The organism is Enterobacter sp. DTU_2021_1002640_1_SI_PRY_ASU_LCPMC_013, from assembly GCF_032389435.1.
In the GTDB taxonomy this organism is placed as follows: Bacteria; Pseudomonadota; Gammaproteobacteria; order Enterobacterales; family Enterobacteriaceae; genus Enterobacter; species Enterobacter hormaechei_C.
The window spans coordinates 1,548,948-1,575,144 of sequence record NZ_CP135594.1 but is presented as its reverse complement, the minus strand read 5'-3'; the positions used below and the strand labels follow the sequence as shown (position 1 = coordinate 1,575,144).

The 26,197-nt window shown below is 56.4% G+C and carries 19 protein-coding genes; 11 read left to right on the top strand and 8 right to left on the bottom strand.

From position 1 onward, the window contains the following. Nucleotides 1-113 precede the first annotated feature (113 nt). Together RS584_RS07435 and lrp are read right to left on the bottom strand one after the other, a co-directional pair. Nucleotides 114-3,776: a DNA translocase FtsK 4TM domain-containing protein gene (locus RS584_RS07435; protein ID WP_315749196.1), complete on the bottom strand. Its 3,663-nt coding sequence runs from the start codon at nt 3,774-3,776 to the stop codon at nt 114-116. Between the two features lie 135 nt (nt 3,777-3,911). Next, entirely contained in the window at nt 3,912-4,406 is a 495-nt protein-coding gene (lrp, locus tag RS584_RS07430) for a leucine-responsive transcriptional regulator Lrp (RefSeq protein WP_000228469.1), read from the bottom strand. Between the two features lie 543 nt (nt 4,407-4,949). Here lrp and trxB point away from each other — a divergent pair. The 5 genes from trxB (at nt 4,950) to infA (ending at nt 10,773) form a co-directional block, all read left to right on the top strand. Further along, nucleotides 4,950-5,918 (top strand): thioredoxin-disulfide reductase, encoded by a 969-nt coding sequence (trxB, locus tag RS584_RS07425; protein WP_063449177.1) that lies wholly within the window; start codon nt 4,950-4,952, stop codon nt 5,916-5,918. Between the two features lie 114 nt (nt 5,919-6,032). After that, nucleotides 6,033-7,799 carry a heme ABC transporter permease/ATP-binding protein CydD gene (gene cydD / locus RS584_RS07420; protein WP_193041630.1) on the top strand — a complete coding sequence of 589 codons (1,767 nt, stop codon included), beginning with the start codon at nt 6,033-6,035 and terminating at the stop codon, nt 7,797-7,799. Further along, a complete protein-coding gene (gene cydC, locus RS584_RS07415; RefSeq protein ID WP_315749187.1) occupies nt 7,799-9,520 on the top strand; it encodes a heme ABC transporter ATP-binding protein/permease CydC in 1,722 nt (573 codons plus the stop codon). Before cydD ends, cydC begins: the two co-directional genes overlap by 1 nt. Before the next feature lie 45 nt (nt 9,521-9,565). Then, complete coding sequence (aat, locus tag RS584_RS07410) at nt 9,566-10,270, top strand: leucyl/phenylalanyl-tRNA--protein transferase (protein WP_023296218.1); 705 nt, start codon at nt 9,566-9,568, stop codon at nt 10,268-10,270. A gap of 284 nt (nt 10,271-10,554) precedes the next feature. Then, nucleotides 10,555-10,773, top strand: coding sequence for a translation initiation factor IF-1 (infA, locus tag RS584_RS07405; protein ID WP_002211347.1), 219 nt, complete (start codon nt 10,555-10,557; stop codon nt 10,771-10,773). A gap of 552 nt (nt 10,774-11,325) precedes the next feature. Here infA and RS584_RS07400 read toward each other — a convergent pair. The 3 genes from RS584_RS07400 to clpS all read right to left on the bottom strand — a co-directional run bounded on the left by RS584_RS07400 (nt 11,326) and on the right by clpS (nt 14,806). Beyond that, complete coding sequence (locus RS584_RS07400) at nt 11,326-11,766, bottom strand: hypothetical protein (RefSeq protein ID WP_315749185.1); 441 nt, start codon at nt 11,764-11,766, stop codon at nt 11,326-11,328. 412 nt (nt 11,767-12,178) lie between these two features. Then, nucleotides 12,179-14,458, bottom strand: coding sequence for an ATP-dependent Clp protease ATP-binding subunit ClpA (clpA, locus tag RS584_RS07395; protein WP_040117447.1), 2,280 nt, complete (start codon nt 14,456-14,458; stop codon nt 12,179-12,181). A 27-nt stretch (nt 14,459-14,485) separates the two neighbouring features. After that, the gene (gene clpS / locus RS584_RS07390) at nt 14,486-14,806 is read right to left on the bottom strand and encodes an ATP-dependent Clp protease adapter ClpS (protein WP_006174393.1); all 321 of its coding nucleotides are present in this window, start codon (nt 14,804-14,806) and stop codon (nt 14,486-14,488) included. A gap of 267 nt (nt 14,807-15,073) precedes the next feature. On the opposite strand from clpS, the gene cspD reads away from it, so the two are divergent. Further along, nucleotides 15,074-15,295, top strand: coding sequence for a cold shock-like protein CspD (gene cspD, locus RS584_RS07385; RefSeq protein ID WP_006809408.1), 222 nt, complete (start codon nt 15,074-15,076; stop codon nt 15,293-15,295). A 70-nt stretch (nt 15,296-15,365) separates the two neighbouring features. Here the strand turns inward: cspD and macB are convergent, their stop codons facing one another. Both macB and macA read right to left on the bottom strand, forming a co-directional pair. Then, a complete protein-coding gene (gene macB, locus RS584_RS07380; RefSeq protein ID WP_193041634.1) occupies nt 15,366-17,306 on the bottom strand; it encodes a macrolide ABC transporter ATP-binding protein/permease MacB in 1,941 nt (646 codons plus the stop codon). After that, a complete protein-coding gene (macA, locus tag RS584_RS07375; RefSeq protein WP_017384842.1) occupies nt 17,303-18,418 on the bottom strand; it encodes a macrolide transporter subunit MacA in 1,116 nt (371 codons plus the stop codon). Before macA ends, macB begins: the two co-directional genes overlap by 4 nt. A gap of 159 nt (nt 18,419-18,577) precedes the next feature. Here macA and RS584_RS07370 point away from each other — a divergent pair, with 159 nt between their 5' ends. Next, nucleotides 18,578-19,534, top strand: a complete 957-nt coding sequence (locus RS584_RS07370; protein ID WP_193041635.1) for a VirK/YbjX family protein — start codon at nt 18,578-18,580, stop codon at nt 19,532-19,534. Here RS584_RS07370 and RS584_RS07365 read toward each other — a convergent pair. After that, a complete protein-coding gene (locus tag RS584_RS07365; protein WP_193041636.1) occupies nt 19,531-21,189 on the bottom strand; it encodes an ATP-dependent endonuclease in 1,659 nt (552 codons plus the stop codon). The two genes, RS584_RS07370 and RS584_RS07365, sit on opposite strands and share 4 nt — an antisense overlap. A 291-nt stretch (nt 21,190-21,480) precedes the next feature. Here RS584_RS07365 and aqpZ point away from each other — a divergent pair, with 291 nt between their 5' ends. The 4 genes from aqpZ to hcr all read left to right on the top strand — a co-directional run bounded on the left by aqpZ (nt 21,481) and on the right by hcr (nt 26,032). Then, entirely contained in the window at nt 21,481-22,176 is a 696-nt protein-coding gene (aqpZ, locus tag RS584_RS07360) for an aquaporin Z (protein WP_026080729.1), read from the top strand. 180 nt (nt 22,177-22,356) lie between these two features. Then, nucleotides 22,357-23,256, top strand: coding sequence for a lysine exporter LysO family protein (locus tag RS584_RS07355; RefSeq protein ID WP_015570988.1), 900 nt, complete (start codon nt 22,357-22,359; stop codon nt 23,254-23,256). A gap of 144 nt (nt 23,257-23,400) precedes the next feature. Continuing rightward, entirely contained in the window at nt 23,401-25,053 is a 1,653-nt protein-coding gene (gene hcp, locus RS584_RS07350; RefSeq protein ID WP_193041637.1) for a hydroxylamine reductase, read from the top strand. 10 nt (nt 25,054-25,063) lie between these two features. Further along, the gene (gene hcr, locus RS584_RS07345) at nt 25,064-26,032 is read left to right on the top strand and encodes an NADH oxidoreductase (protein WP_315749180.1); all 969 of its coding nucleotides are present in this window, start codon (nt 25,064-25,066) and stop codon (nt 26,030-26,032) included. Nucleotides 26,033-26,197 lie beyond the last annotated feature (165 nt).

Here is a 26,197-nt window from a genome sequence, read left to right as displayed (position 1 = left end):
ATACGTCTTCCCGATATGGGGGTTCCGTTTCTATTCTGGACCTGCCCGAAGGCAGGCGACAGAAGAATATGCTTAATTTTTGCTGATTTACCCTTCTTTGCAATCGCTGAAGGTTAATCAAACGGCGGTGGCGCCAGCACCTCACGGTTACCGTTATGCCCCTGTTCGCTCACGATGCCCTGGGCTTCCATCTGCTCGATGATACGTGCCGCGCGGTTGTAGCCAATACGGAACTGGCGCTGGACGCCGGAGATGGACGCCTTACGTTTTTCGGTGACGAAATTAACCGCCTGGTCAAATAACGGATCCAGCTCTTCGCCGCCGTCAAAACCACCGCCGCCACCTTCGCTTTCACTGTCGGAGGTGATGCCGTCAACGTATTGCGGCCGACCGCGCGCTTTCCAGTCCTGCACCACCGCATGCACTTCCTGGTCGCGAACAAATGCACCGTGGACACGCACCGGCGAGGTGGAGTTCGGGCCGGAATAGAGCATATCACCCATACCCAGCAGCGACTCTGCACCGCCCTGGTCAAGGATAGTACGCGAGTCAATTTTACTCGACACGGTAAACGCGATACGGGTCGGGATGTTTGCCTTAATAAGACCGGTGATAACGTCTACGGACGGACGCTGCGTTGCCAGCACCAGGTGGATGCCCGCCGCACGCGCTTTCTGTGCCAGACGCGCAATCAGCTCTTCCACTTTCTTGCCAACGGTCATCATCAGGTCGGCGAACTCATCCACCAGCACCACGATGTAAGGCAGTTTTTCCAGCACCGGATGCTGGGCATCCATGCTGTCACCCGGCTTCCAGTATGGGTCCGGAATCGGACGGCCCATACGTGCCGCCTCAGCGATTTTCTCGTTATAACCGGCCAGGTTACGAACGCCCAGCGCCGACATCAGCTTGTAGCGACGCTCCATTTCATTGACGCTCCAGCGCAATGCGTTGGCGGCGTCCTTCATGTCGGTCACCACTTCCGTTAACAGGTGCGGAATGCCTTCGTAGACGGACAGTTCAAGCATTTTCGGGTCGATCATGATGAAACGCACATCTTCAGGCTGCGCTTTGTAGAGCATACTGAGGATCATGGCGTTCACCCCGACCGATTTACCGGAGCCGGTGGTACCCGCAACCAGCAGGTGCGGCATCTTCGCGAGATCGGCAACCACCGGATCGCCAGCGATATCTTTACCCAACACCACGGTCAGAGGGGACGGGTTGTCGCGGAATTTGGTGTTATCCAGAACTTCACGCAGATAAACGGTCTGGCGTTTCTTGTTTGGCAGCTCAAGGCCAACGTAAGGCTTACCTGGGATCACTTCCACCACGCGTACCGCCACGGTCGACAGAGAACGCGCCAGGTCACGGGACAGGTTAGAAATACGCGCCGCTTTTACGCCTGGCGCCAGGTTCAGTTCGAAACGGGTGATCACCGGGCCAGGGGAGTAGTTCACCACGTCCGCTTTAATACGGAAGTCAGCCAGACGCGCTTCCACCAGACGGGCCATCTGCTCAAGAGCAAAAGTATCCACCGGTTCGACTTCCGCTGGCGGCGGCGTTAACAGATCCAGCGACGGCAACGGCGTACTTGGTCGTTGCAGCGGACGGCTGTCTCCGTTACGCATCAGCAGCGGGTGAATCAGGCTTTCCTGCGGCTGTGGTGCTGGCTGCTGGAACTGCGGCTGCGGCGGTTGGGCCGACGGTGTATGCGGCTGCGCATAAGCCTGCGGCGCTGGCTGTTGTGGCTGCGCATTAACCTGCGGCGCTGGCGCCTGACGCACCGGTTCCGCTTCTGGCATCACGCTCGGCGTGAACAGCGGTTCGCTCGGACCGTCATCCACCAGATCTTTCATCGGTGAAAATTCAAAATCCGAGAGCGAGAACGGGTTTGCCCCCGAAGGCTGCTCACCGGAATAACGTTGCTGTTGCGTGGCCGCAAACTGACGCGCTAATTCCGCTTCGGCAGCATCATCTTCATCCTGCTGAGAATGAACATCGTGTTGGTACTCATTCCCGTAGCGTTGAGTCTGCTGGGCGGCAAACTGACGCGCCAGCTCATCCTGATGCAGTTCGTCGGCATCATCTTCGTAGTCGGACTCACGGGCTTTTTCTTCCGCCATACGCTGGGAAGGCAGTTTAATGCCATAAGAGGCCAGCTCCCGGCGCGTCGGTACGCGCACGCGATTAGGGCGCGGCAATTGTGGACCAATGCCCTCTTTTACCTGAGGACGCGGCGCACCATCGGTTGCCGGGCTGAATAGCGGAGCGGACGCGGCAGCGGCTGCCTGCTTCACGGTTTCCGCTCCCGACGCAACGGCTGGCGCTGGGTCTACAGGTGCAACGCTCGCAGAAGGCGCTTTTACAACAGGCTCCTGCACCGGCTCAGGCACGGGCTGATACCAGGCGGCAAGCTGCTCGCGCTCTCGGGCACGGCGCTCTTCCACCTCTTCAAAATAGTACAATGGCGGACGGGATGGCTTCGCTTCCTCCACCATTTCGGGTTCAGACACCGGCGCAACGTATGGCTGTTCAGGTACAGCGGGTTCGGGCGTATAAGCCTGATACGGCTGTTGCGGCTCGCTGGCAGGCTCAGGCGGCTGATACGGTTGCTGCCACTGTTCCTGCTGCACAGGAATATAGCTCTCAGGCTCCGGCGCAATGGTCGGTTCAGGCGTATGGACGCCTGGCGCAGTCTGCCAGTCCACCTGCGGTTGCTGGATCGCGGACTCCGGTGCCGGAACAGGCGAGGACGGCATCACGGCTTCAACAGGCGCAACATGGGCCTGCGCAGCCGTCGTTGCGGCAGCAGCAGCGGCTACCGGTTCAGTCACGGAATGACCATGCAACAGCGGATCGTATTCATCATACTCACCCGGCGTAGCTCGATGACCAGAGAACAACACATCATCAGGATCGACGGCCGCGCCGCGATACTCAATCTGCTCCTCTTCATCCATACGTTTGCCGGAGAAAAGCGCGGCATCCGTTTTACGGCCTAACGGGTTAGCAAATTTTTCAGCAACGCGCTGGCGGCGTGCCAGAGCACCGCGCAGAATACGGGCACGGCGGGATTCACGACGCTGCACAGGTGCCTCGTCTTCCTCTTCGTACTCATCTTCATATTCGTCTTCATCGACCCACGTATCGTCACGACGGGTGCGATTGCTGGCAAACGTCAGCAGAGTCAGAATAAAGCTGCCGATTTTTTCGGCAATGCTCACCCAGGACCAGCCGGTAAACAGCGTCAAGCCCGCTGCCCAGATACAAAGCAGCGCCAGCGTGCCGCCGCTGCTGTGAAGCATCGGTTGCAGCGCGGAGCTCAACAGGCTGCCAATCACCCCGCCTGAGGCGAAGTACCAGATGTCATCGGCGTTGATCGCCGCCAGTCCACAGGAGGTGAGGATCAGCGCCAGGGCACCAATCAGGCGCAGCGAAACGGCAAAATAATCGATGTAGTCGTCGTTCTGTCGATGACGCCAGGCAAACCAGCATCCGCCAATAATGATGACGGGAAGGGTATAGGCCATCACACCGAAAATGAAGAAGAGCGTGTCCGCAAGCCAGGCGCCGGGAACGCCACCTAAATTATGGATAGGCTCATGCCATGCTGTTTGCGACCAGCTAGGGTCTGAGGGGTTGAAACTGAGTAAGGCAGCCATCAGCCAGACGGCAAAAAGGGCAATAACAATCAGTAACGCCTCAAGGAGACGACGTCCGCTGCTTAGCTTAGATAATGTGACTTCTTTGTCTTCAGTGTATTCCTGGCTCAAGAAAGGCTCTCCAGGTATCAGGCATGTCCTGCCTGTGTGCTAAAACGGACAACAGCGCCGGGACTCCCCGGCACTGTTGCTGTATGGATTAACAGGAGTGTAATCAAACTACACTGATTTTGCACCTGTTCCGTGTTAGCGTGTCTTAATAACCAGACGATTGCTCTGTTTGACCTCTTCCATCACCACATAAGTACGGGTGTCGTTCACGCCTGGCAGACGCAGCAGGGTTTCACCCAGAAGCTTACGGTAGGCGGACATATCAGGCACACGGGTTTTCAACAGGTAGTCAAAATCACCGGAAACCAGATGACACTCTTGAATTTCTTCAAGTTTTTGTACAGCGGCGTTAAATTGCTCAAACACATCTGGTGCACCACGATTCAGAGTAATCTCAACAAATACCAGAAGTGAGGCATCCAGATAATGCGGGTTCAGCAGAGCCGTATAGCCCTGAATAAAACCCTGTCTTTCCAGTCGACGCACACGCTCAAGGCACGGCGTCGGGGAAAGTCCCACACGTTTTGAAAGCTCGACGTTGGAAATACGCCCATCCTTTTGCAATTCATTAAGAATGTTACGATCGATACGGTCGAGATCTTTGCCAGGGCGCTTCTTGCTATCTACCATTATTATTGTCTCTCTGTATTCCTTCCCTACTCCTGCCTGGACCCTGTGCACATCACTGTTCAGAGCCTGTACCCGTTATTCATCACATCGCCTGGTTATGTATTAGACGCGATGTAGATTCGGGTTCTGCGGTAAGAAGACCGTTGCCCGAAAGCAGTCACAGACATCACGTATGGCGTCTGTCCACACCATGCGTAGATTTCACTGACCCGGTAAAAATGGCATTTCCGTGCATGTCTATGCGGCATGCAGTTCGTGCGTCTTTTTTTCTTCCTTGAATGTTTTCGCAAAAGCGCAGGGGATTGTCAAAGCAAAACATCGATTTTTAGTACAACATGCCGGATATTCATTACGGAGGGGTATTAATCCTCATTTTATTGCCTTATAAACGCGCGGTTTTCAGTAGCAGAAGTGATGTGACCGCCTCTGACCCATAGGGCGCGTCTATTGCATATATCGGAAGCAAAACTCTCCTGCTCTTTTTTTACGGCAACAAATTCCCTACAATCCAGCCCATTGCCTGCCAACAACAATGGGGATCTCATGGGCACGACCAAACACAGTAAGCTGCTAATCCTTGGTTCTGGACCTGCGGGATATACCGCAGCGGTCTATGCTGCACGCGCTAACCTGCAACCGGTACTGATCACCGGGATGGAAAAAGGCGGTCAGCTGACCACCACCACGGAAGTGGAAAACTGGCCTGGCGACCCGAACGACCTGACCGGGCCGCTGCTGATGGAGCGCATGCACGAGCATGCCGCCAAATTCGAAACCGAAATCCTGTTCGACCACATCAATAAAGTGGATTTGCAGAACCGTCCGTTCCGCCTGACGGGTGACAGCGGTGAATACACCTGCGATGCGCTGATCATTGCCACCGGCGCCTCTGCCCGCTATCTCGGCCTGCCGTCTGAAGAAGCGTTCAAAGGCCGCGGCGTGTCAGCCTGCGCAACCTGCGACGGTTTCTTCTATCGCAACCAGAAAGTTGCGGTGATCGGCGGCGGTAATACCGCTGTGGAAGAAGCGCTGTATCTGGCAAATATTGCCTCAGAAGTACACCTGATCCACCGTCGCGACACCTTCCGCGCTGAGAAGATCCTGATCAAACGCCTGATGGATAAAGTGGCGAGCGGCAACATCGTGCTGCACACCAACCGTACGCTGGAAGAAGTGACCGGCGACCAGATGGGCGTGGCGGGTCTGCGTATTCGTGATACGCAGAACACCGACACCGTCGAAACGCTGGAGGTGGCGGGCCTGTTCGTGGCCATCGGCCACAGCCCGAACACGGCTATCTTCGAAGGTCAGCTGGAGCTGGAAAACGGCTACATTAAAGTGCAGTCCGGCATTCACGGCAATGCCACCCAGACCAGCGTTCCGGGTGTCTTCGCGGCAGGCGACGTGATGGACCATATTTATCGTCAGGCGATCACCTCTGCGGGCACCGGCTGTATGGCCGCGCTGGACGCAGAACGCTATCTGGACGGACTGGCTGAACAAGGTAAATAATCTTTACAAGTCAGTAACAAACGTAAATAAAGGCGGCCATTGGTCGCCTTTATTTTTGCTCACGTGTAACATGCAGAGGTCTAATTTCTTATAACGTCACCTGCAAAGTACGCAATGGAAAAAACCCGTCAACAAGAGTTAACCCGCTGGCTGAAACAGCAAAGCGTTCTGTCCCGCCGCTGGCTTATGATTTCCCGCGTTCTGGGATTTATCAGCGGTCTGTTGATTGTTGCCCAGGCATGGCTGCTGGCCCGCATTCTCAACCATATGATCATGGAGAACATCCCGCGCGAAGCGCTGCTGTTGCCGTTTATCGTTCTGGTGCTGGTTTTCGTTCTGCGTGCGTGGGTGGTCTGGCTGCGCGAGCGGGTTGGATTCCATGCCGGGCAGCACATCCGCTATGAGATCCGCCGCAAGGTGCTCGACCGGCTTTCGGAAGCCGGGCCTGCGTGGATCCAGGGCAAGCCGGCCGGTAGCTGGGCGACGCTGATCCTTGAGCAAATCGACGATATGCACGATTACTACGCGCGTTATCTTCCGCAGATGGCGCTGGCGGTGTTTGTGCCCCTGATGATTGTTATCGCCATCTTCCCTGTTAACTGGGTGGCGGCGTTGATCCTGCTGGGCACCGCCCCGCTCATCCCGCTGTTTATGGCGATGGTCGGCATGGGTGCGGCAGATGCTAACCGTCGTAACTTCCTGGCGCTGGGTCGGTTAAGCGGCCATTTCCTGGATCGTCTGCGCGGTATGGAAACCCTGCGTATCTTTGGTCGCGGTGAAGCGGAGACCGAAAACATTCGACTGGCGTCGCAGGATTTTCGTCAGCGCACCATGGAAGTGTTGCGCATGGCCTTTCTCTCTTCTGGCGTACTCGAATTTTTCACCTCCCTGTCGATTGCGCTGGTGGCGGTTTACTTTGGTTTCTCCTACCTCGGCGCGCTGGACTTTGGCCACTACGGTACGGCGGTCACGCTTTCCGCCGGGTTCCTGGCGCTGATCCTGGCCCCGGAATTTTTCCAGCCGCTTCGCGATCTCGGCACCTTTTACCATGCCAAAGCGCAGGCGGTGGGTGCTGCCGACAGCCTGAAAACCTTCATGGAAACGCCGCTGGCGAATCCGGAGCGTGGTGAGGCAACGCTGAATACGAACGATCCGGTGACCATTGAAGCACAGGATTTTTCTGTTCTGTCGCCTGAAGGCAAAGTGCTGGCCGGTCCGCTGAACTTTACCCTGCCTGCCGGGCAACGTGTGGTGCTGGTGGGCACCAGCGGCTCAGGTAAAAGCTCATTGCTGAATGCGCTATCAGGCTTTATGGCCTACACCGGATCGCTGCGTATCAACAAAACGGAGCTGCGCGAGCTCGATCCTGATGCCTGGCGTAAACAGCTAAGCTGGGTGGGGCAAAACCCGCAGCTGCCTGCCCCGACGCTGCGCGAGAATGTGCTGCTGGCACGCCCGGATGCGCGTGAAGATGAGCTGCAATCGGTCCTCGACCGCGCCTGGGTCAGCGAGTTTCTGCCGCTGCTTGCGCAGGGTGTCGATACCGTCATTGGCGATCAGTCTGCCGGGCTGTCAGTAGGCCAGGCACAGCGCGTCGCGGTCGCCCGTGCGCTGCTGAACCCCTCTTCGCTAATGCTGCTGGACGAACCCGCCGCCAGCCTGGACGCTCACAGCGAGCAGCGCGTGATGGATGCGCTTAACGCAGCCTCACGCCAGCAAACCACACTGATGGTGACCCACCAGCTGGAAGGTATTGCCGACTGGGATCAGATCTGGGTGATGGAAAACGGACACATTGTTGAACAAGGCGATTACGCCGCGCTTGTTGCCGCGCAGGGGCCGTTTGCGACCCTGCTGGCGAACCGTCAGGAGGATATCTGATGCGCGCCCTGCTTCCGTATCTTGCACTGTATAAACGCCACAAATGGATGCTGACGCTCGGGATCGTGCTGGCGATCGTCACTCTGCTGGCCAGCATCGGCCTGCTTACGCTTTCCGGCTGGTTCCTCTCCGCGTCTGCGGCCGCAGGCTTTGCCGGGCTGTACAGCTTTAACTACATGCTGCCTGCCGCCGGGGTGCGCGGTACGGCGATTACGCGAACTGCCGGACGCTACTTCGAACGTCTGGTCAGCCACGACGCGACCTTCCGCGTGCTGCAACACCTGCGTATTTACACCTTCAGCAAACTGCTGCCCCTCTCCCCTGCCGGGCTGGCACGTTTTCGACAGGGCGAATTACTCAACCGCGTGGTCGCAGATGTGGATACGCTGGATCACCTCTATCTGCGCGTCATTTCACCTATGGTCGGCGCGTTTGTAGTGATTGTCGTGGTCACGCTGGGGTTGAGTTTCCTGGATGTTCCCATCGCACTGACGCTCGGCGGCATCATGCTGATGACGCTGATTATTCTGCCGCCCCTGTTTTATCGTGCAGGTAAAACCACCGGGGAAAACCTGACGCGCCTGCGTGGAGAATATCGCCAGCAGCTCACCGCCTGGTTGCAGGGACAGGCCGAGCTCACCCTTTTTGGTGCCAGCAAACGGTACCGCGCCCGCATGGAAAATACGGAGCTGAACTGGCATGAAGCCCAGCGTCGCCAGTCTGAACTGACCGCGTTCTCCCAGGCGCTGATGATGTTAATTGGTGGGATTGCCGTTATCGCCATGCTCTGGATGGCCTCCGGTGGCGTGGGCGGTAACGCGCAGCCTGGCCCGCTGATTGCGCTGTTTGTTTTCTGTGCCCTGGCAGCCTTTGAAGCCTTAGCCCCGGTCACGGGTGCCTTTCAGCATCTCGGCCAGGTGATTGCCTCTGCGCTGCGCATTACGGATATTGCCGAGCAGGAGCCGGAAGTGAAGTTCAGCGCGGTTCAAACCGCTGTGCCGGAGCAGGTCGCGCTGACGCTCAGCAATGTCACTTTCGCCTACGACAAGCAGGCGCAAAACGCGCTGGAAGACATCACCCTTTCTGTTGATGCCGGGCAGCGCATTGCGATCCTTGGCCGTACGGGATGTGGAAAATCGACGCTTCTGCAACTTCTCACGCGCGCGTGGGACCCACAGCAGGGCGAGATTCGGTTTAACGACGTTCCGCTGTCTGGTTTTAGCGAAGCGGCCTTGCGTAAAACGGTCAGCGTCGTGCCCCAGCGGGTGCATCTGTTCAGCGCTACGCTGCGCGATAATCTTCTTCTGGCGGCGCCAGAGGCCTCCGACGATACGCTGCGGGCAATGCTGGAGCAGGTTGGGCTGCACAAGCTGCTTGAAGACGACGGGTTGAACAGCTGGCTGGGTGAAGGGGGTCGACAGCTTTCCGGCGGCGAACTGCGTCGTCTGGCCATTGCGCGTGCGCTGCTGCACGATGCGCCGCTGATGCTGCTGGATGAGCCGACAGAAGGACTGGATGCCACGACAGAGAGCCAAATGATTGATTTACTGGCGAATGTGATGAAAGGTAAAACCGTGCTGATGGTCACGCACCGTCTGCGCGGGCTGGTGAATTTCGATCAGATAATTGTGATGGACAACGGACACATAATTGAGCAAGGTAGTCACGCAGAGCTGCTGGCAAAACAAGGTCGCTACTACCAGTTTAAACAGCGCCTGTAGACTATATTTGTAGCGTCCTCTCTCGCGTACTGGAGTTCTGTTGTCATGCGCCTGGTGCAGCTTTCTCGCCATAATATTGCGTTCCCTTCTCCGGAGGGGGCGCTGCGTGAACCTAACGGCTTGCTGGCTCTGGGCGGCGATCTCAGCCCGGCACGGCTCTTAATGGCTTACCAGCGCGGCATCTTTCCGTGGTTTTCTCCTGGCGACCCGATCTTATGGTGGTCTCCCGACCCGCGAGCCGTGCTGTGGCCTGGGCAGTTTCACCTGAGCCGCAGCATGAAGCGTTTTCATGCAAAATCACCCTTTCGCGTCACCCTTAATCACGCCTTCGGCCAGGTTATCGAAGGCTGCGCTGAAGATCGTCACGAAGGCACCTGGATAACCCGCGATATCATTATCGCCTATCACCAGCTTCATGAGCTGGGGTACGCGCATTCGATCGAAGTGTGGAGCGGGGACGACCTCGTCGGGGGCATGTACGGCGTGGCGCAGGGTACGCTGTTCTGCGGCGAGTCGATGTTCTCCCGCTCCACGAATGCGTCGAAAACCGCGCTGCTGGTTTTTAGCCAGGAATTTGCCCGACGTGGAGGACAGTTAATGGATTGTCAGGTGCTGAATGAGCATACCGCCTCGCTCGGCGCCGTTGAAATCTCCCGCCGACACTATATCGAACACCTGGAACAGTGCCGAAAGGAGACCCTACCACGCGATTTTTGGGTTCCCAGAACGCTCTTTATACCCAATGCCTAAATGTTTTCCGCATATTTTTTATGAGGGTGTTATAATTACGCCGCAGAGTAGCTTCTGCCTGTTGCCCCGCCGCCGTTTGGGACCCTCGCTTCAGATAACGTCCTTACGTTTATCCTGTCGTCTCCCCTTTACGAATGCGCTTTCCGTTCGGTTGTACCGTGACGCTTGGGCAATACGCTGAGACTGTTTTGCTGCGTTTTAAACGCGCAATTCTTTACTTAATTGAGGAATTTCGGCATTATCTTGCCGGTTCAAAACTTGGTAGTGATACCCCAGAGGATTAGATGGCCAAAGAAGACAATATTGAAATGCAGGGTACCGTACTTGATACGTTGCCTAATACCATGTTTCGCGTAGAACTGGAAAACGGTCACGTGGTAACTGCGCACATCTCCGGTAAAATGCGCAAAAACTATATCCGCATTTTGACGGGCGACAAAGTGACTGTTGAACTGACCCCGTACGACCTGAGCAAAGGCCGCATTGTCTTCCGTAGTCGCTAATTGTTTTCGCCTGTAATGGCAGATGAATATTAAATAAGGCCGGGATATTCCCGGCCTTATTTTTTTGTTAGTACAGTCGATTATTTGAACGATTGGTCGGTTTTCGGGTTTTGTGTTGGTTGTGCGGTGGTGCACACAATAAAATCACACAGCCTTACACTCGATGATATCTAAGCTGCTTGTACGGCAGTGCACGCTGAAGCTAAAAAGTCTAACCTGCTGACTCATTTCTAAGCTGCCTATACGGCAGTGCACCAGGGCGGCGTATAATCGAGATTCTGCGGCTTTTTCTAAGCTGCCTGTACGGCAGTGCACTCATGCTAACCGCAGGCAGGCTATTCTGGACTTTTCTAAGCTGCCTGTACGGCAGTGAACTGGAAGAAATCTTCGCCATCTTATTGTTCGAAAAGAAATTAATCAACATATCTACTTCAAACCCTTTTTTCTGCGGCCTTTATTCGCCCAATAAAAATCAATAACTTAAAGAACCACTCTAAAAAAGGGTTTCGCCATACCGCGCCGGATCTCCTCCCCCGACGCGCGACAGTAAACTTAATTAATGATATGAATTACAGGCTTACCACATTCAGGTGCAGCCACGTCTGCCGCCATCGAATGTGTAATGTTATGCAGCAATCCTGTCAGATGGGGCAGCATCTCGCGGTCAAAATGCGACACCAGCAGCACGTTGTTTAATGCCCGGCAGTAATCGCACTTGGTTTCAGTATCTTCCAGAAGCCACTCTTTTTCCTTCGGCCGTTCCGCCTCGTCGTCAAATTCAACCACCCGGAAATCACACATTGATTCTGCGAGTTCGGTTTTGACTACGTCCAGATAAGCACCGAGACAACGGCAAACGGGCTGCGTTTGCGGGAGCGAATTGCAGTCCAGCAGGATTTCCGTGAGCAGATTACAGCGCTCGACGAGGGTTGGGAGATCGGGATTGAGAGAAAGTTCGCTATAGAACTGGGAGAAATTGATTTCTGTATTCATTGGGTAATTCCTTCACACACATGAATTTACCACCGCAGGAAACGCCAGATTCGCTGGCGGCGGACGAAAAGGAATTGGCGTACCAGTGTGTGCACCTGGCGCTTCAAAAGAAGCTTCCGATTCGCCCGCCAGATGCAGAATTATACCCTTTTCCTTAGGGCGAACGAAGCCTACAGCAATACTGCTGGTCACACACTTTCAGGACGCCAATCCCGACACCTGATTTTGCAGGTGCGCCGCCATTCTATTCCTGTGAATTTATCCAGCAATAAACCTCGAAAGAAACTGGAAAGCGCCTCGCAAAATTTCGTTGCGGCCTGAGGCCCTCCCCCTAACCCTCTCCCACAGGGAGAGGGAGAAAAGCGGACACAAAAAAGCCGGGTTAAAAACCCGGCTTTTACACTAAAGAAAATCAGTGAGCCGCTTCCGTCTTGTGCTTCGCCGCACTCTGGAAATCGTACGTCAGTTCGTTCTTCGCCTGATCCAGCCCCACCGTTACCTGGCCGCCGTCCACCAGCGAGCCAAACAGCAGCTCGTTTGCCAGCGGTTTCTTCAGGTTGTCCTGAATCACGCGCGCCATCGGACGGGCGCCCATCGCACGGTCGTAGCCTTTCTCAGCCAGCCAGTTGCGGGCCTCCTGGCTCACTTCCAGCGACACGCCTTTCTGATCCAGCTGAACCTGCAACTCGACGATGAACTTGTCCACCACCTGATGAATCACCTCGGTAGACAGATGATCGAACCAGATAATGTTGTCCAGACGGTTACGGAACTCCGGCGTGAAGATCTTCTTGATCTCTTCCATCGCATCGGTGCTGTTATCCTGGTGGATAAGGCCGATGGATTTACGCTCGGTTTCCCGCACGCCCGCGTTGGTGGTCATCACCAGCACCACGTTGCGGAAATCGGCCTTGCGCCCGTTGTTATCGGTCAGCGTCCCGTTGTCCATCACCTGCAACAGGATGTTGAACACGTCCGGGTGCGCTTTCTCGATTTCATCGAGCAACAGTACCGCGTGCGGATGCTTGATAACCGCGTCCGTAAGCAGACCGCCCTGGTCAAAGCCCACGTATCCCGGAGGCGCACCAATCAAACGGCTGACGGTATGACGCTCCATGTACTCGGACATATCAAAGCGCAGCAGCTCAATGCCCAGCGCTTTCGAGAGCTGAACCGTCACCTCGGTTTTCCCCACGCCGGTCGGGCCAGCGAAAAGGAAGGAACCGACAGGCTTGTGGTCATGCCCCAGTCCGGCACGGGCCATCTTGATCGCTTCGGTTAAAGCCTCAATGGCTTTATCCTGACCAAAGACCAGCATTTTCAGGCGATTGCCGAGGGTCCGCAGCGTATCACGGTCGCTCTGAGAAACGCTCTTCTCAGGAATACGCGCGATGCGGGCCACCACGGACTCGATATCCGCCACATTCACGGTTTTCTTACGCTTGCTGGCTGGCATCAGGCGCGCACGCGCACCCGCCTCATCAATCACGTCGATCGCTTTATCCGGCAGATGACGATCGTTGATGTATTTCACCGCCAGTTCCACCGCCGCACGGACCGCTTTCGCGGTGTAACGCACGTCGTGGTGTGCTTCGTACTTGGTTTTCAGGCCGTTGATGATCTGCACCGTTTCGTCAACCGACGGCTCGGTAACGTCGATTTTCTGGAAACGACGCGCCAGCGCACGATCCTTCTCAAAGATGTTGCTGAACTCCTGGTACGTCGTGGAGCCCATCACGCGGATCTTGCCGCTGGAGAGCAACGGTTTGATCAGGTTAGCGGCATCCACCTGGCCACCGGAGGCCGCACCTGCGCCGATGATGGTGTGGATCTCATCGATAAACAGGATGCTGTTGGTGTCCTGCTCCAGCTGTTTTAACAGCGCTTTGAAACGTTTTTCGAAATCACCGCGGTATTTGGTGCCCGCCAGCAGCGAGCCAATATCCAGCGAGTAGATGGTGCAGTCGGCAATCACTTCCGGCACGTCGCCCTGCACAATGCGCCAGGCCAGCCCTTCGGCAATCGCGGTTTTACCCACGCCAGATTCCCCCACCAGCAGCGGGTTGTTCTTACGGCGACGGCACAGCACCTGGATGGCACGCTCCAGCTCTTTATCGCGGCCAATCAGCGGGTCGATACCGCCAACGCGAGCAAGCTGGTTAAGGTTGGTGGTGAAGTTTTCCATACGATCCTCCCCGCCTGCTTGCTCTTCATTGCTGTTAATCTGTCCGCTGGGATCCGATGCCTGGTTAGGCTCGTCTTTTCGCGTTCCGTGAGAGATGAAGTTGACCACGTCGAGCCGGCTGACTTCGTGTTTACGCAGCAGGTAGGCCGCCTGGGACTCCTGCTCGCTGAAGATGGCGACCAGGACATTGGCGCCAGTCACTTCGCTACGTCCGGAAGACTGGACGTGGAAAACCGCGCGCTGCAACACCCGCTGGAAGCTGAGCGTCGGCTGCGTATCGCGCTCTTCTTCACTGGCTGGCAGCACCGGTGTAGTTTGTTCGATGAAGGCTTCGAGTTCCTGACGTAGCGCCACCAGATCCACGGAGCAGGCTTCCAGCGCTTCGCGGGCAGATGGGTTGCTAAGCAGTGCGAGCAGCAGGTGCTCGACGGTCATAAACTCATGTCGGTGCTCACGCGCTCTGGCGAAAGCCATGTTTAAACTGAGTTCCAGTTCTTGATTGAGCATAGGCACCTCCCCCAATTTTATGCCTTATCAGGCCTTTTCCAGCGTACACAGCAACGGATGCTCGTTCTCCCTTGCATAGTCGTTCACCATCGCTACTTTGGTTTCCGCAACCTCGGCAGTAAAGATGCCGCAGATCGCTTTGCCACGATAATGAACGGTAAGCATCAGTTGCGTTGCACGTTCAACATCATAAGAAAAGAACTTTTGTAGCACGTCAATAACAAATTCCATCGGCGTGTAATCATCGTTCATTAACATAACTTTATACATAGATGGCGGTTTTAGCGCGTCGCGCACTTTATCTTCCGCCAGCTGGTCAAAATCCAGCCAATCGTTGGTCTTACCCATTATGCATAACCACTTTGAATCTACCTCAGATGTTAGATAACAATCATCTATTACTGTCATCCGCGATGTCTGTCACAAACTGTTGCAATAGCGTTAACTGCCTCAAATTTTGGTTGATTATTGTCCCAACTCCAGCGCCAAACGCTTGACGGCTTCTTCCGTTTCTCTAAATTGTACAAGCGTGAGTTGGCGAGGTTTTGAACAGCCCCCACTCCACCACCGGTTCATTCCATCTTAATTTATAAGATTTACGAAGGATGTCGAAGCATGGAAATGGGTACTGTTAAGTGGTTCAACAACGCCAAGGGGTTTGGCTTCATTTGCCCCGAAGGCGGCGGCGAGGATATCTTCGCTCACTATTCCACCATTCAGATGGATGGTTACAGGACGCTCAAAGCCGGGCAGTCCGTCCGGTTCGATGTACACCAGGGGCCAAAAGGCAATCACGCCAGTCTTATCGTGCCCGTTGAAGCAGAAACGGTTGCATAGCTCTCTGATTCATTGTGTACACCCCGCAGGCAAAATGCCAGCCCGATCGGCTGGCATTTTTATTTTCGGGTTATTCCCGCGCCAGCGCATCCACCGGATCCAGCCGCGCCGCGTTTCGTGCCGGCAGCCAGCCAAACAAAATGCCGGTAAAGGTGGAGCACAAAAACGCGGTGAGGATCGCCATCGGTGAGAAGCCAATCTCCCACCCCGGTAAAAAGAGCTGGAGCGCGAAGGCGATCATCATCGAGAGCGCAATCCCCATTGCGCCTCCCACCAGACACACCAGCACCGCTTCAATCAGAAACTGCTGGAGCACGTCGCTGGCTCTGGCTCCGACCGCCATGCGGATGCCGATCTCTCTCGTGCGTTCGGTCACCGACACCAGCATAATGTTCATCACCCCTATCCCGCCGACGACCAGCGAAATCACCGCCACCAGCGTCAGGAACAGCTGAAGAGTACGTGTGGTCTTTTCGGCCGTTTTCAAGAGGCCGTCCATGTTCCAGGTGAAGAAATCCTTTTTCCCGTGGCGCAACGTTAACAGCCGCTCGAGCTGCTGTTCCGCCAGCGCGCTGTCGTAGCCCTCTTTCACTCGCACGGTAATGGAGTTGAGCCAGGACTGTCCCATAATGCGCCCGGAAATGGTGCTGTACGGCAGCCAGACGCGCAGGATCTTGCTGCTGCCAAACATGGACTGTTTCTCTTCCGCCACACCAATCACCGTGGCGGGCATGTTACCCACCAGGATCACTTCCCCCACCACACGGGTTTTATTGGGGAAAAGCTGTCTGCGCGAGTTAGCGTCTAACACCACCACCTGCGCCCTGCCCGCCAGCTGTTCCGCGTTGAAGGTCGCCCCTTCGCTGAAGGTCATGCCGTAGACGTTGAAGTAATCTCCGCTGACGCCGTTAGCGCTGGCCGCCACGTCGATGTTGCCGTAGCGCAGACGCAGGTTTTGCGACACGGCAGGCGTGGCGGAGTTCACCCACGGCTGCTTCTGAATAGCCGCCAGATCGTCGTATTTCAGCGCCTGCTGATACTGCGGCTCGTCGTCGCCAAAATCTTTGCCGGGGTAAACGTCGATGGTATTAGTCCCGATGGCGCGAATATCCGCCAGCACCAGCTGTTTCGCCGCATCGCCCACAACCACAATCGACACCACCGAGGCAATACCGATAATGATGCCGAGCATGGTCAGCAGGGTGCGCATTTTGTTGGCCGCCATCGCCAGCCAGGCCATGGTCAGCGCTTCACGAAAGCCGCTGGAAAACTGTCCCCAGCCGGTGGACGCAGGCAAGGCTTCTTTCGCTGCCGCCGCTCTGGACTGACGCGACGGCGGGTTGCTGACCAGCTCGCCGTCGTGGATCTCGATGATGCGTTCCGCCTGCGCCGCCACCTGCGGATCGTGGGTGACAATAATCACCGTATGCCCCTGATCGCGAAGCTGATGCAGGATCGCCATCACTTCTTCACCGGAATGGCTGTCGAGCGCACCGGTTGGCTCATCGGCGAGGATCACCTGTCCGCCGTTCATCAGCGCACGGGCAATACTCACGCGCTGCTGCTGACCGCCGGAAAGCTGCGAAGGCTGATAATCAACACGCTCCGCCAGCCCAAGACGCGTTAACAGCGCCTTCGCGCGTTCAAGGCGTTTTTTGCGCTCGACGCCCGCATACACCGCTGGCACTTCCACATTCTGCGCCGCGCTCAGGTGTGAAAGCAGATGGTAACGCTGGAAGATAAAGCCAAAATGCTCGCGACGCAGCTTCGCCAGCGCGTCGCCGTCCAGGGTGGAAACATCCGTCCCGGTCACGCGATAGGTGCCGCTGGTGGGCTTATCCAGACAGCCAAGGATGTTCATCAGCGTTGATTTACCCGAGCCCGACGCCCCGACAATCGCCACCATTTCACCGGCTTCAACGCGCAGGGAGATGCCCTTCAGCACCTCCACCGGCCCGTCGCCGGACGGATAGCTGCGACGAATGTCATTCAGCTCAAGCAGCGCCGTCATTGCGCGGCTCCGGGCAGGGTTTCGCTGGTGACCACTTCCTCACCCTCTTCCAGCCCTTTTACCACCACCACATCGGTGTCGTTACGTGCGCCAATCACCACTTCCCGCTCGCGGGTTTCGCCGTTGCGCAGCACTTTCACCTTGTAGCGATTGTCCCCGGCGGATTCACCCAGCGCGGAGAGCGGAACCGTCAGCACGTTTTTCACGCCGGTCAGCTGGATATGCACCTGAGCGGTCATGTCCAGACGCAGCACGCCCTGCGGGTTTGGCACCTCAAAACGCGCATAATAGAAGATGGCGTCGTTGACCTTCTCCGGCGTCGGCAGGATATCTTTCAGCACCCCTTCATAGCGGGTTTGCGGATCGCCCAGCACCGTAAACCAGGCTTTCTGCCCCGGCTTAAGGTGAATGACGTCCGCTTCGGATACCTGGGCTTTAACCAGCATGGTGCTCATATCCGCCAGGGTCAGAATGTTCGGCGCCTGCTGCGCGGCGATGACCGTCTGGCCTTGCAGGGTGGTTATCTGCGTCACTTCCCCGGCCATTGGCGCAACGATTTGCGTGTAATCGAGGTTGGTTTTTGCCGTATCCAGCGAGGCCTGATTCCGTTTGATTTGCGCATCGATGGTGCCAATCTGCGCCTGCTTCACCGCCAGCTCCGTGGCGGCTGTGTCCAGATCCTGTTTCGAGATAGCCTGCGTTTTCGCCAGCGCCTGCTGGCGCGTCAGGGTGACCTGAGCGAGATTACGCTCCGCCTGAGCCTGCGCGCGCTGGGCGCGGAGCTCCATCAGCGTCGCTTCCACTTCGCGGATCTGGTTTTGCGCCTGCTCAGGATCGATCACGCCCAGCAGTTGGCCTTTTTTAACCTTATCGCCAATCTCAACTGACAGGGTTTTAAGCTGACCGCTGACCTGTGCGCCCACGTCAACCTTACGCAGGGCATCCAGTTTCCCCGTCGCCAGCACGTTTTGTTGCAGTTCACCCGGACGAACAATCAGCGTTTGATACTGTGGTACCGGCGCGTTCAGGACCTTCCATAACCAGAATCCGCCCGCTAACACCACTACCGCCAGCAGCAGAAACAGCTTTCTGCGTTTTCCCTTCAGGTTCATAAATATTCCAAATAATTGTTCTGGCTATCATCACCGTTGATTTTATCTAAACCACTCCTCAACGAAACCCCCGATCCCCGTAATCGTCGGGAATTGTTTACCCGATGTTGATAAAGCGCCTGCTGAAATAGCGATATTCCACCAGAAGCAGGATCTAACATGTCTTCCATCGTCGATACACCTTATTCAACGCTGCCCCAGCCTAAATCGGGCTGGCAACTGTTTAAAAGCCTGGCCTCGGGTTCCCTCACGCCGGGGCTGGCGTGGCAAAATCCGGCCTATCGACGTAAGTTTATGTTGCGCTCGCTGGCAACGCCGTTCACCACTGCGCGCCTGCTCGGAAACCTTGCAAAACAGCCCCGTCTGATGCAGATCCTGCGCGTGCAGCCCGGCCTGCCGTGCCGCCTGCACCGGCCGTGGCTGACCGTCAATATGGGCCGTCAGACTACGCTGGACGCATTGAACGATCACTATGAGATGATGAGCCGCCATCTTCCGGCGTCGCTGCTGAACGGCTACTTCTCCAGCCATGGCATCACGCTGGTGACGTTAACGGGCAAAGAGGAGCAGCAGTTTAGCGTTCGCCTGAGCGCGGATGCGTTTCTGGACAAAGAAGGGGAAGCGACCCTCACTTTTTGCGACCACCAGAACACGGTGCTGGCCGAGCTGACCTTTACGCTGTGCACATACCAGGGCAAGTCAACGCTCTTCATCGGCGGAATGCAGGGGGCGAAAGCGCATGTCCCGCACGAGCATATTCAGCTGGCGACCAAAGCCTGTCACGGACTGTTCCCAAAACGTCTGCTGGTTGAAGCGGTCATGACGCTGGCAGGCGCCTTCCCGGTCGAGCAGATCCTCGCGGTGAGTAACGCCACCCACATCTACCGCAGCTGGCGCTATCGCAAGAAAAAAGAGGGAAAATTGCTGGCTGACTATGACAGCTTCTGGCGCTCCCTTGGCGGGCAGCAGCAGGATAACGGCAACTTTGCCCTGCCGCTGACCATGCCACGCAAACCGATGGAAGAGATTGCGAGTAAAAAACGGTCCGAATACCGCCGCCGCTATACCCTGCTTGATAGCCTGATCCAACAGGTTTCGCAGGCGACTGCCCGTTAATCGGCCCTCCCGCGAGCCAGCCAGAGGACGCGGGAGAACATTTTACGCAGCAGCGTGGGCACCGACTCCACGCCTCGCCTGCCCGCTTCCGTCGCAACTTCAATGGCCAAATCCGGTTTTGACGACCGATGGATAGCTTTGGCAATCACCCGACGCATATTCATGGGCACATCCACCGGGATCATCGCCACGCGGTGAAAGACGTCGTCAAATCCCTGGCGGTACATAAAGTGCTCCATGTCCATCGCAGGCAGCGCGGTCAGATGTTCCCGCTCCTCTTCACGATCGTTATTGAGCAGGCTGCGCACGGTCGCCGCATATTTTTTACCCGCCTCATCGCCATCCACCAGCACGTGCCACTCTATCCCCATCCGGCGCGCAAATTTGATCAGCGGTTTTAAGCCAGACTGAGCAAATTCGATCACTTTGATCCCTTCGGCGTCAAAGTGGTGTCCGCACTGGCGAGCCAGCTCGTTTATCACCCAGGTTTCCGTTTCCCCTTCCACCAGCAACCAGCAGCGGGCAAACAGGGAAGAGGCACGGTTAAAACGGATATGAAACGCAATTCGTCGGCCATCTTCGGCATTTAACCCGCCGGGCCCGAGCCGGTAGGCGGTGACCCGCGACGATTCACGCACCAGGCGGCAGACATACTCCACCGGCGTCAGAGAGAGCAGCTCTCCGGAATTCGTGGTGGTGACTCGCTGCAACGGCAGCAAATTAAGAAGATGCCACGCCACGGAAAGCATAATCGGGTGCAGCCGCGTTTCCGGATCTTCCACCAGCAGCAGCGGGCGCGCGTCCCGATCCAGGCGCACCGTCCCTTTCGCCTGTAAAAGCGTGGAGAATAATCCCAGCAGGATCACCCGATGCGTGCGCCCGCCGGGGCGGTCGATCATGCGGTTGATAATATCGAGATAGCGCCAGCTTCGTTGTTCATCGTGCGAGCGGCGACGCATCAGACGGTGGCGCGCCTGCCCCGTTCCCTGCTCGGAGAAATAGTGCTCCAGCAGTTGCACCATGGCAGACAGTCCCTGACGGATCTGGCCGTCGGTGAGGTTCTGCGGCCGTGAGACCAGTTCACGGGCGAGGAAATCCAGTTCGCGGGCGGTCACCTCCACCTCGGGCATATTCGGCACGGTGCCGTTACGGATCCGCCGCATAAAGCGCGCGTCTCGTAAGCGCAGCACGGGGGAGAGGCGGATAAGATGGCGGGCAAGCTCGTCAATATTATCGAGCGGGATCGGATTTCCCTTCTCATCAAGAAATTCACGCAGGGTTAACACCCCGTCGTTTTGCGCCATTTCGCCCTCAAGGCGATAGAAAATACGCTGGAAACCATCTTCACAGGGCACCCAGCAGGGCGACATAGGGCGAAAACGACGCACGCGATGGCGACCGGGCTCGGATTCGCGGAAGGTCAGAATGATATGCAGGTGTTTCTCGCGTCCGTTGACATCCCCCGGCGGAAACCAGAAGTCATCATGAACGAAGTGGTACAAGTTCTCTTCGGGCGAAAGCAGCAGCGTCAGGGCATCCAGCAGGCTGGATTTACCCCAGGCGTTTTCGCCTATCAGGACGTTGTTCTGTTTCAGTTGTAGCGACAGGCGGTTAATCCCGCGAAACCCGACAATCTCCACACGTTCGAGTAGCATACATCCCCCGCAATTCGGCCACTTTTTCCTTCAAGTTATCAGCAGTATAGCGGCAGGCTGTGGGTCACGACAGCAGAATATACGCCCCCTTAATTATTGGGCTATGCTCTTATTACATCCGATCTGAACAAGGATTGACATCACATTGCCTTAAATCAAATTTAGTGAATTTATTTGAGTGGCGAAGGGATGTTGATGGTTTCAAAATACTGGCTCTTTGAGTCGTCATCCCTTTATGGCGATATAACCCGCGCGCAGGAATGGGCGCGGACGTTTATTATTGAGGTGGTTATGTTCAGAAAATTAGCGGCAGAATGCTTTGGTACATTCTGGCTGGTGTTTGGTGGCTGCGGTAGCGCAGTACTGGCAGCCGCATTTCCGGAATTAGGTATTGGCTTTGTCGGCGTCGCGCTGGCATTCGGTTTAACTGTATTAACCATGGCATTCGCCGTGGGGCATATTTCCGGCGGTCATTTCAACCCGGCCGTCACATTAGGATTATGGGCGGGCGGACGTTTCCCGGCGAAAGATATTATTGGCTATATTATTGCCCAGGTTATTGGCGGTATTATTGCCGCGGCGGTGCTGTACGTAATTGCCAGCGGTAAAGCCGGATTTGATGCCGCAGCCAGCGGTTTTGCGTCGAACGGCTTCGGCGAACACTCTCCAGGCGGCTACTCGATGCTGTCTGCCATCGTGATTGAAATTGTGCTCACCGCAGGCTTCCTGTTGGTGATCCACGGCGCAACGGACAAATACGCGCCTGCGGGCTTTGCCCCCATCGCTATTGGTCTGGCGCTGACGCTGATCCACCTCATCTCCATCCCGGTGACCAACACCTCCGTTAACCCGGCGCGCAGCACCGCGGTGGCTATTTTCCAGGGCGGCTGGGCGCTTGAACAGCTGTGGCTGTTCTGGGTGATGCCTATTATCGGCGGTATTCTGGGCGGCGTGCTGTATCGCACCCTGCTGGAAAAACGCGATTAATGGTTTTCCCCCCTCTCCCTGTGGGAGAGGGCCGGGGTGAGGGCATCAGGCCGCACCACCCCAAATAGACAAGCCGGGTAAGGCATAGCCTCCACCCGGCTTTTTTTGTAGCTTTACCTCACAGCCTTTATTGGGTAGTGTCTCTGGCGCTTAACGAAAACTCAAAAGGACCGGCTGTTCATGTTCTCAGGACTCCTCATCATTCTTCTGCCCCTGATTGTGGGCTACCTTATTCCGCTGCGTCATGAATCGGCCTTAAAGCTTATTAATCGTTTTCTCAGCTGGATTGTTTACGTCATTCTGTTCTTTATGGGGATCAGCCTGGCCTTCCTGGATAATCTGGCGACGAACTTGCTTTCCATCCTGCATTATTCTGCGGTTACGGTAGTGGTTATTCTGCTGTGCAATATTGCTGCGCTGTTCTGGCTGGAACGCACTATTCCCTGGAAAAATCACCACCATCAGGAAAAGCTTCCCTCCCGTATTGCGATGGCGCTGGAATCATTAAAACTGTGCGGCGTGGTGGTACTCGGTTTTTTACTGGGTCTGACCGGCTGGGCATTTTTACAGCACGCAACGGAAGCCAGCGAATATACGCTTATTTTCCTGCTCTTCCTGATTGGTATTCAGCTGCGAAATAATGGCATGACGCTGAAACAGATTGTCCTTAACCGCCGGGGCATGATGGTTGCCGTTATCGTTGTGGCCAGCTCACTGGCGGGGGGAGTGATTAACGCCTTTATTCTCGATCTGCCGCTGAAAACCAGCCTGGCGATGGCGTCCGGTTTCGGCTGGTATTCGCTCTCCGGTATTCTGCTGACCGAATCGTTTGGTCCGGTAATCGGCAGCGCAGCCTTCTTTAACGATCTGGCGCGCGAGCTGATAGCCATCATGCTGATCCCCGGCCTGGTACGCCGCAGCCGCTCTACTGCGCTGGGCCTGTGCGGGGCCACCTCAATGGACTTTACCCTGCCGGTGTTACAGCGCTCGGGAGGGCTGGAGATGGTTCCTGCCGCCATCGTACACGGCTTTATTCTGAGCCTGCTGGTACCCATTCTGATGGCGTTCTTCTCAGCCTGATACTGCTTTGGCGGTAGTGAACCTGCCGCCAAAATTGCGCTAAATCAATAACCCTCCACTTAGTATAAGAAAGCACTTTTCTCTGCTGTGGCACAGGCATAACCTTAAACATGTATCTCAAATATAACTTTAACAGGTGTGATTATGTTTTGTGTGCAATGTGAACAAACCATCCGTACCCCAGCAGGCAACGGCTGCTCTTACGCGCAGGGTATGTGCGGCAAAACCGCAGAAACGTCCGATCTCCAGGATCTGCTGATTGCGGCGCTGCAAGGCTTGTCCGCCTGGGCCTTCAAAGCCCGTGAATATGGCATTGTTGATCACTATGTCGACAGCTTTGCGCCGCGCGCATTTTTCTCCACGCTGACCAACGTTAACTTCGATTCTCCACGCATTGTGGGCTATGCCCGCGAAGCGATTGCCCTGCGTGAAGCCCTGAAAGCGCAGTGCCTGAATGCCGACGCCAGCGCCCGCGTGGACAACCCGATGGCGGAGCTACAGCTGGTGAGCGACGACCTGGGCGAGCTACAGCGTCAGGCCGCAGAATTTACTCCCAATAAAGACAAAGCGGCGATTGGCGAAAACATTCTCGGCCTGCGCCTGCTGTGCCTGTACGGTCTGAAAGGTGCTGCGGCCTATATGGAACACGCGCACGTACTCGGCCAGTACGACAACGCTATTTACGCCCAGTACCACAAAATCATGGCCTGGCTGGGCACCTGGCCTTCCGATATGAACGCCCTGCTGGAATGCTCGATGGAAATCGGCCAGATGAACTTCAAAGTGATGAGCATTCTGGATGCCGGTGAAACCAGCACCTACGGCCACCCAACGCCAACGCAGGTCAACGTCAAAGCAACCGAAGGCAAATGCATTCTGATCTCCGGTCATGACCTGAAAGATCTCTACAACCTGCTGAAGCAGACCGAAGGCACCGGCGTTAACGTTTATACCCACGGCGAAATGCTGCCTGCGCACGGTTACCCGGAGCTGCGTAAATTTAAGCATCTGATCGGTAACTACGGCAGCGGCTGGCAGAACCAGCAGGTGGAGTTCGCCCGCTTCCCTGGCCCAATCGTCATGACCTCTAACTGCATCATCGACCCGACCGTCGGCGCGTATGACGACCGTATCTGGACCCGCAGCATCGTCGGCTGGCCGGGCGTGAGCCACCTTGAAGGCGACGATTTCGGTCCGGTTATCGCTCAGGCGCAGCAGATGGCAGGCTTCCCGTACAGCGAAATTCCGCACCTCATCACCGTCGGTTTTGGTCGTGAAACTCTGCTGGGTGCGGCGGATTCCCTGATTGACCTCGTCAGCCGTGAAAAACTGCGTCACATCTTCCTGATCGGCGGCTGTGACGGCGCGCGCGGGGAACGTAACTACTTCACCGATTTCGCCACCCGCGTACCGGAAGACTGTCTGATCCTGACCCTGGCGTGCGGTAAGTACCGTTTCAACAAGCTGGACTTCGGCAACATCGAAGGTCTGCCGCGCCTGGTGGATGCTGGTCAGTGTAACGATGCGTATTCAGCCATTATTCTGGCGGTCACGCTGGCGGAGAAACTGGGCTGCGGCGTGAACGATCTGCCGCTGTCGCTGGTGCTCTCATGGTTTGAACAGAAAGCGATTGTCATCCTGCTGACCCTGCTCTCTCTCGGCGTCACCAATATCGTGACCGGCCCGACCGCGCCAGGCTTCCTGACGCCAGACCTGCTGGCGGTGCTGAACGAGAAATTCGGTCTGCGTTCAGTAACAAATGTAGAAGACGATATGAAGCAGCTGCTGAGCGCGTAAGGAGAGATTCATGACCATGCCAACCCCACAATGCCCGTGGCGGATGCAGGTTCATCACATCCATCAGGAGACGCCGGATGTGTGGACGCTGTCGCTGCTGTGCCACGACTACTACCCGTACCGTGCAGGTCAGTATGCGCTGGTCAGCGTCCGCAATTCTGCGGACACCCTGCGCGCTTACACGATCTCCTCAACGCCGGGCGTGAGCGAGTACATTACGCTGACCATCCGCCGCATTGATGACGGCGCGGGCTCTCAGTGGCTGACTCGCGACGTGAAGCGCGGGGACTACATCTGGCTGTCCGACGCGCAGGGCGAGTTTACCTGTGACGACAAGACGGAAGATAAATTCCTGCTGCTGGCGGCGGGTTGCGGCGTGACGCCGATAATGTCGATGCGTCGCTGGCTGGCGAAATACCGTCCTCAGGCCGACGTGCAGGTGATTTTCAGCGTGCGTTCCCCGGAAGATGTGATTTTTGCCGAAGAATGGCGCAACTATCCGGTGACGCTGGTGGCTGAGCACAACGCGACTCACGGTTTTGTCGCGGGGCGCCTGAGCCGCGAGCTGCTGCAAAGCGTGCCGGATATTGCGAACCGCATCGTGATGACCTGCGGCCCGGCGCCATACATGGAGATCGTGGAGAAAGAAGTGAAAGCGCTCGGCGTGACCCGCTTCTTCAAAGAGCAGTTCTTCACGCCTGTAGCGGCAGCGGCGACCAGCGGGATGAAGTTTACGAAGCTGCAACCGGCGCAGACCTTCTTTGGCCGCGTGGGCACCACGCTGCTTGAAGCGCTGGAAAGCAACAACGTACCGGTGGCAGCGGCCTGTCGTGCAGGGGTGTGCGGTTGCTGCAAGACCAAAGTGGTTTCCGGTGAGTACACGGTCACCAGCACCATGACGCTGACCGACGCGGAAATCGCAGAGGGCTATGTGCTGGCATGTTCGTGCCATCCGCAGGGCGATCTTGTGCTCGCATAATCTGTCGTAGTTCACCTGTAGGCCCGGTAAGCGTCAGCGCCACCGGGCTTTTTTGTCCGTGCAGGCCAGCGCAATTGCCTTTGGAACCCCTGTAGGCCCGGTACGCGTCAGCGCCACCGGGCTTTTTGCCGGGTGGCACTACGTTTACCCGGCCTACATTGTGCC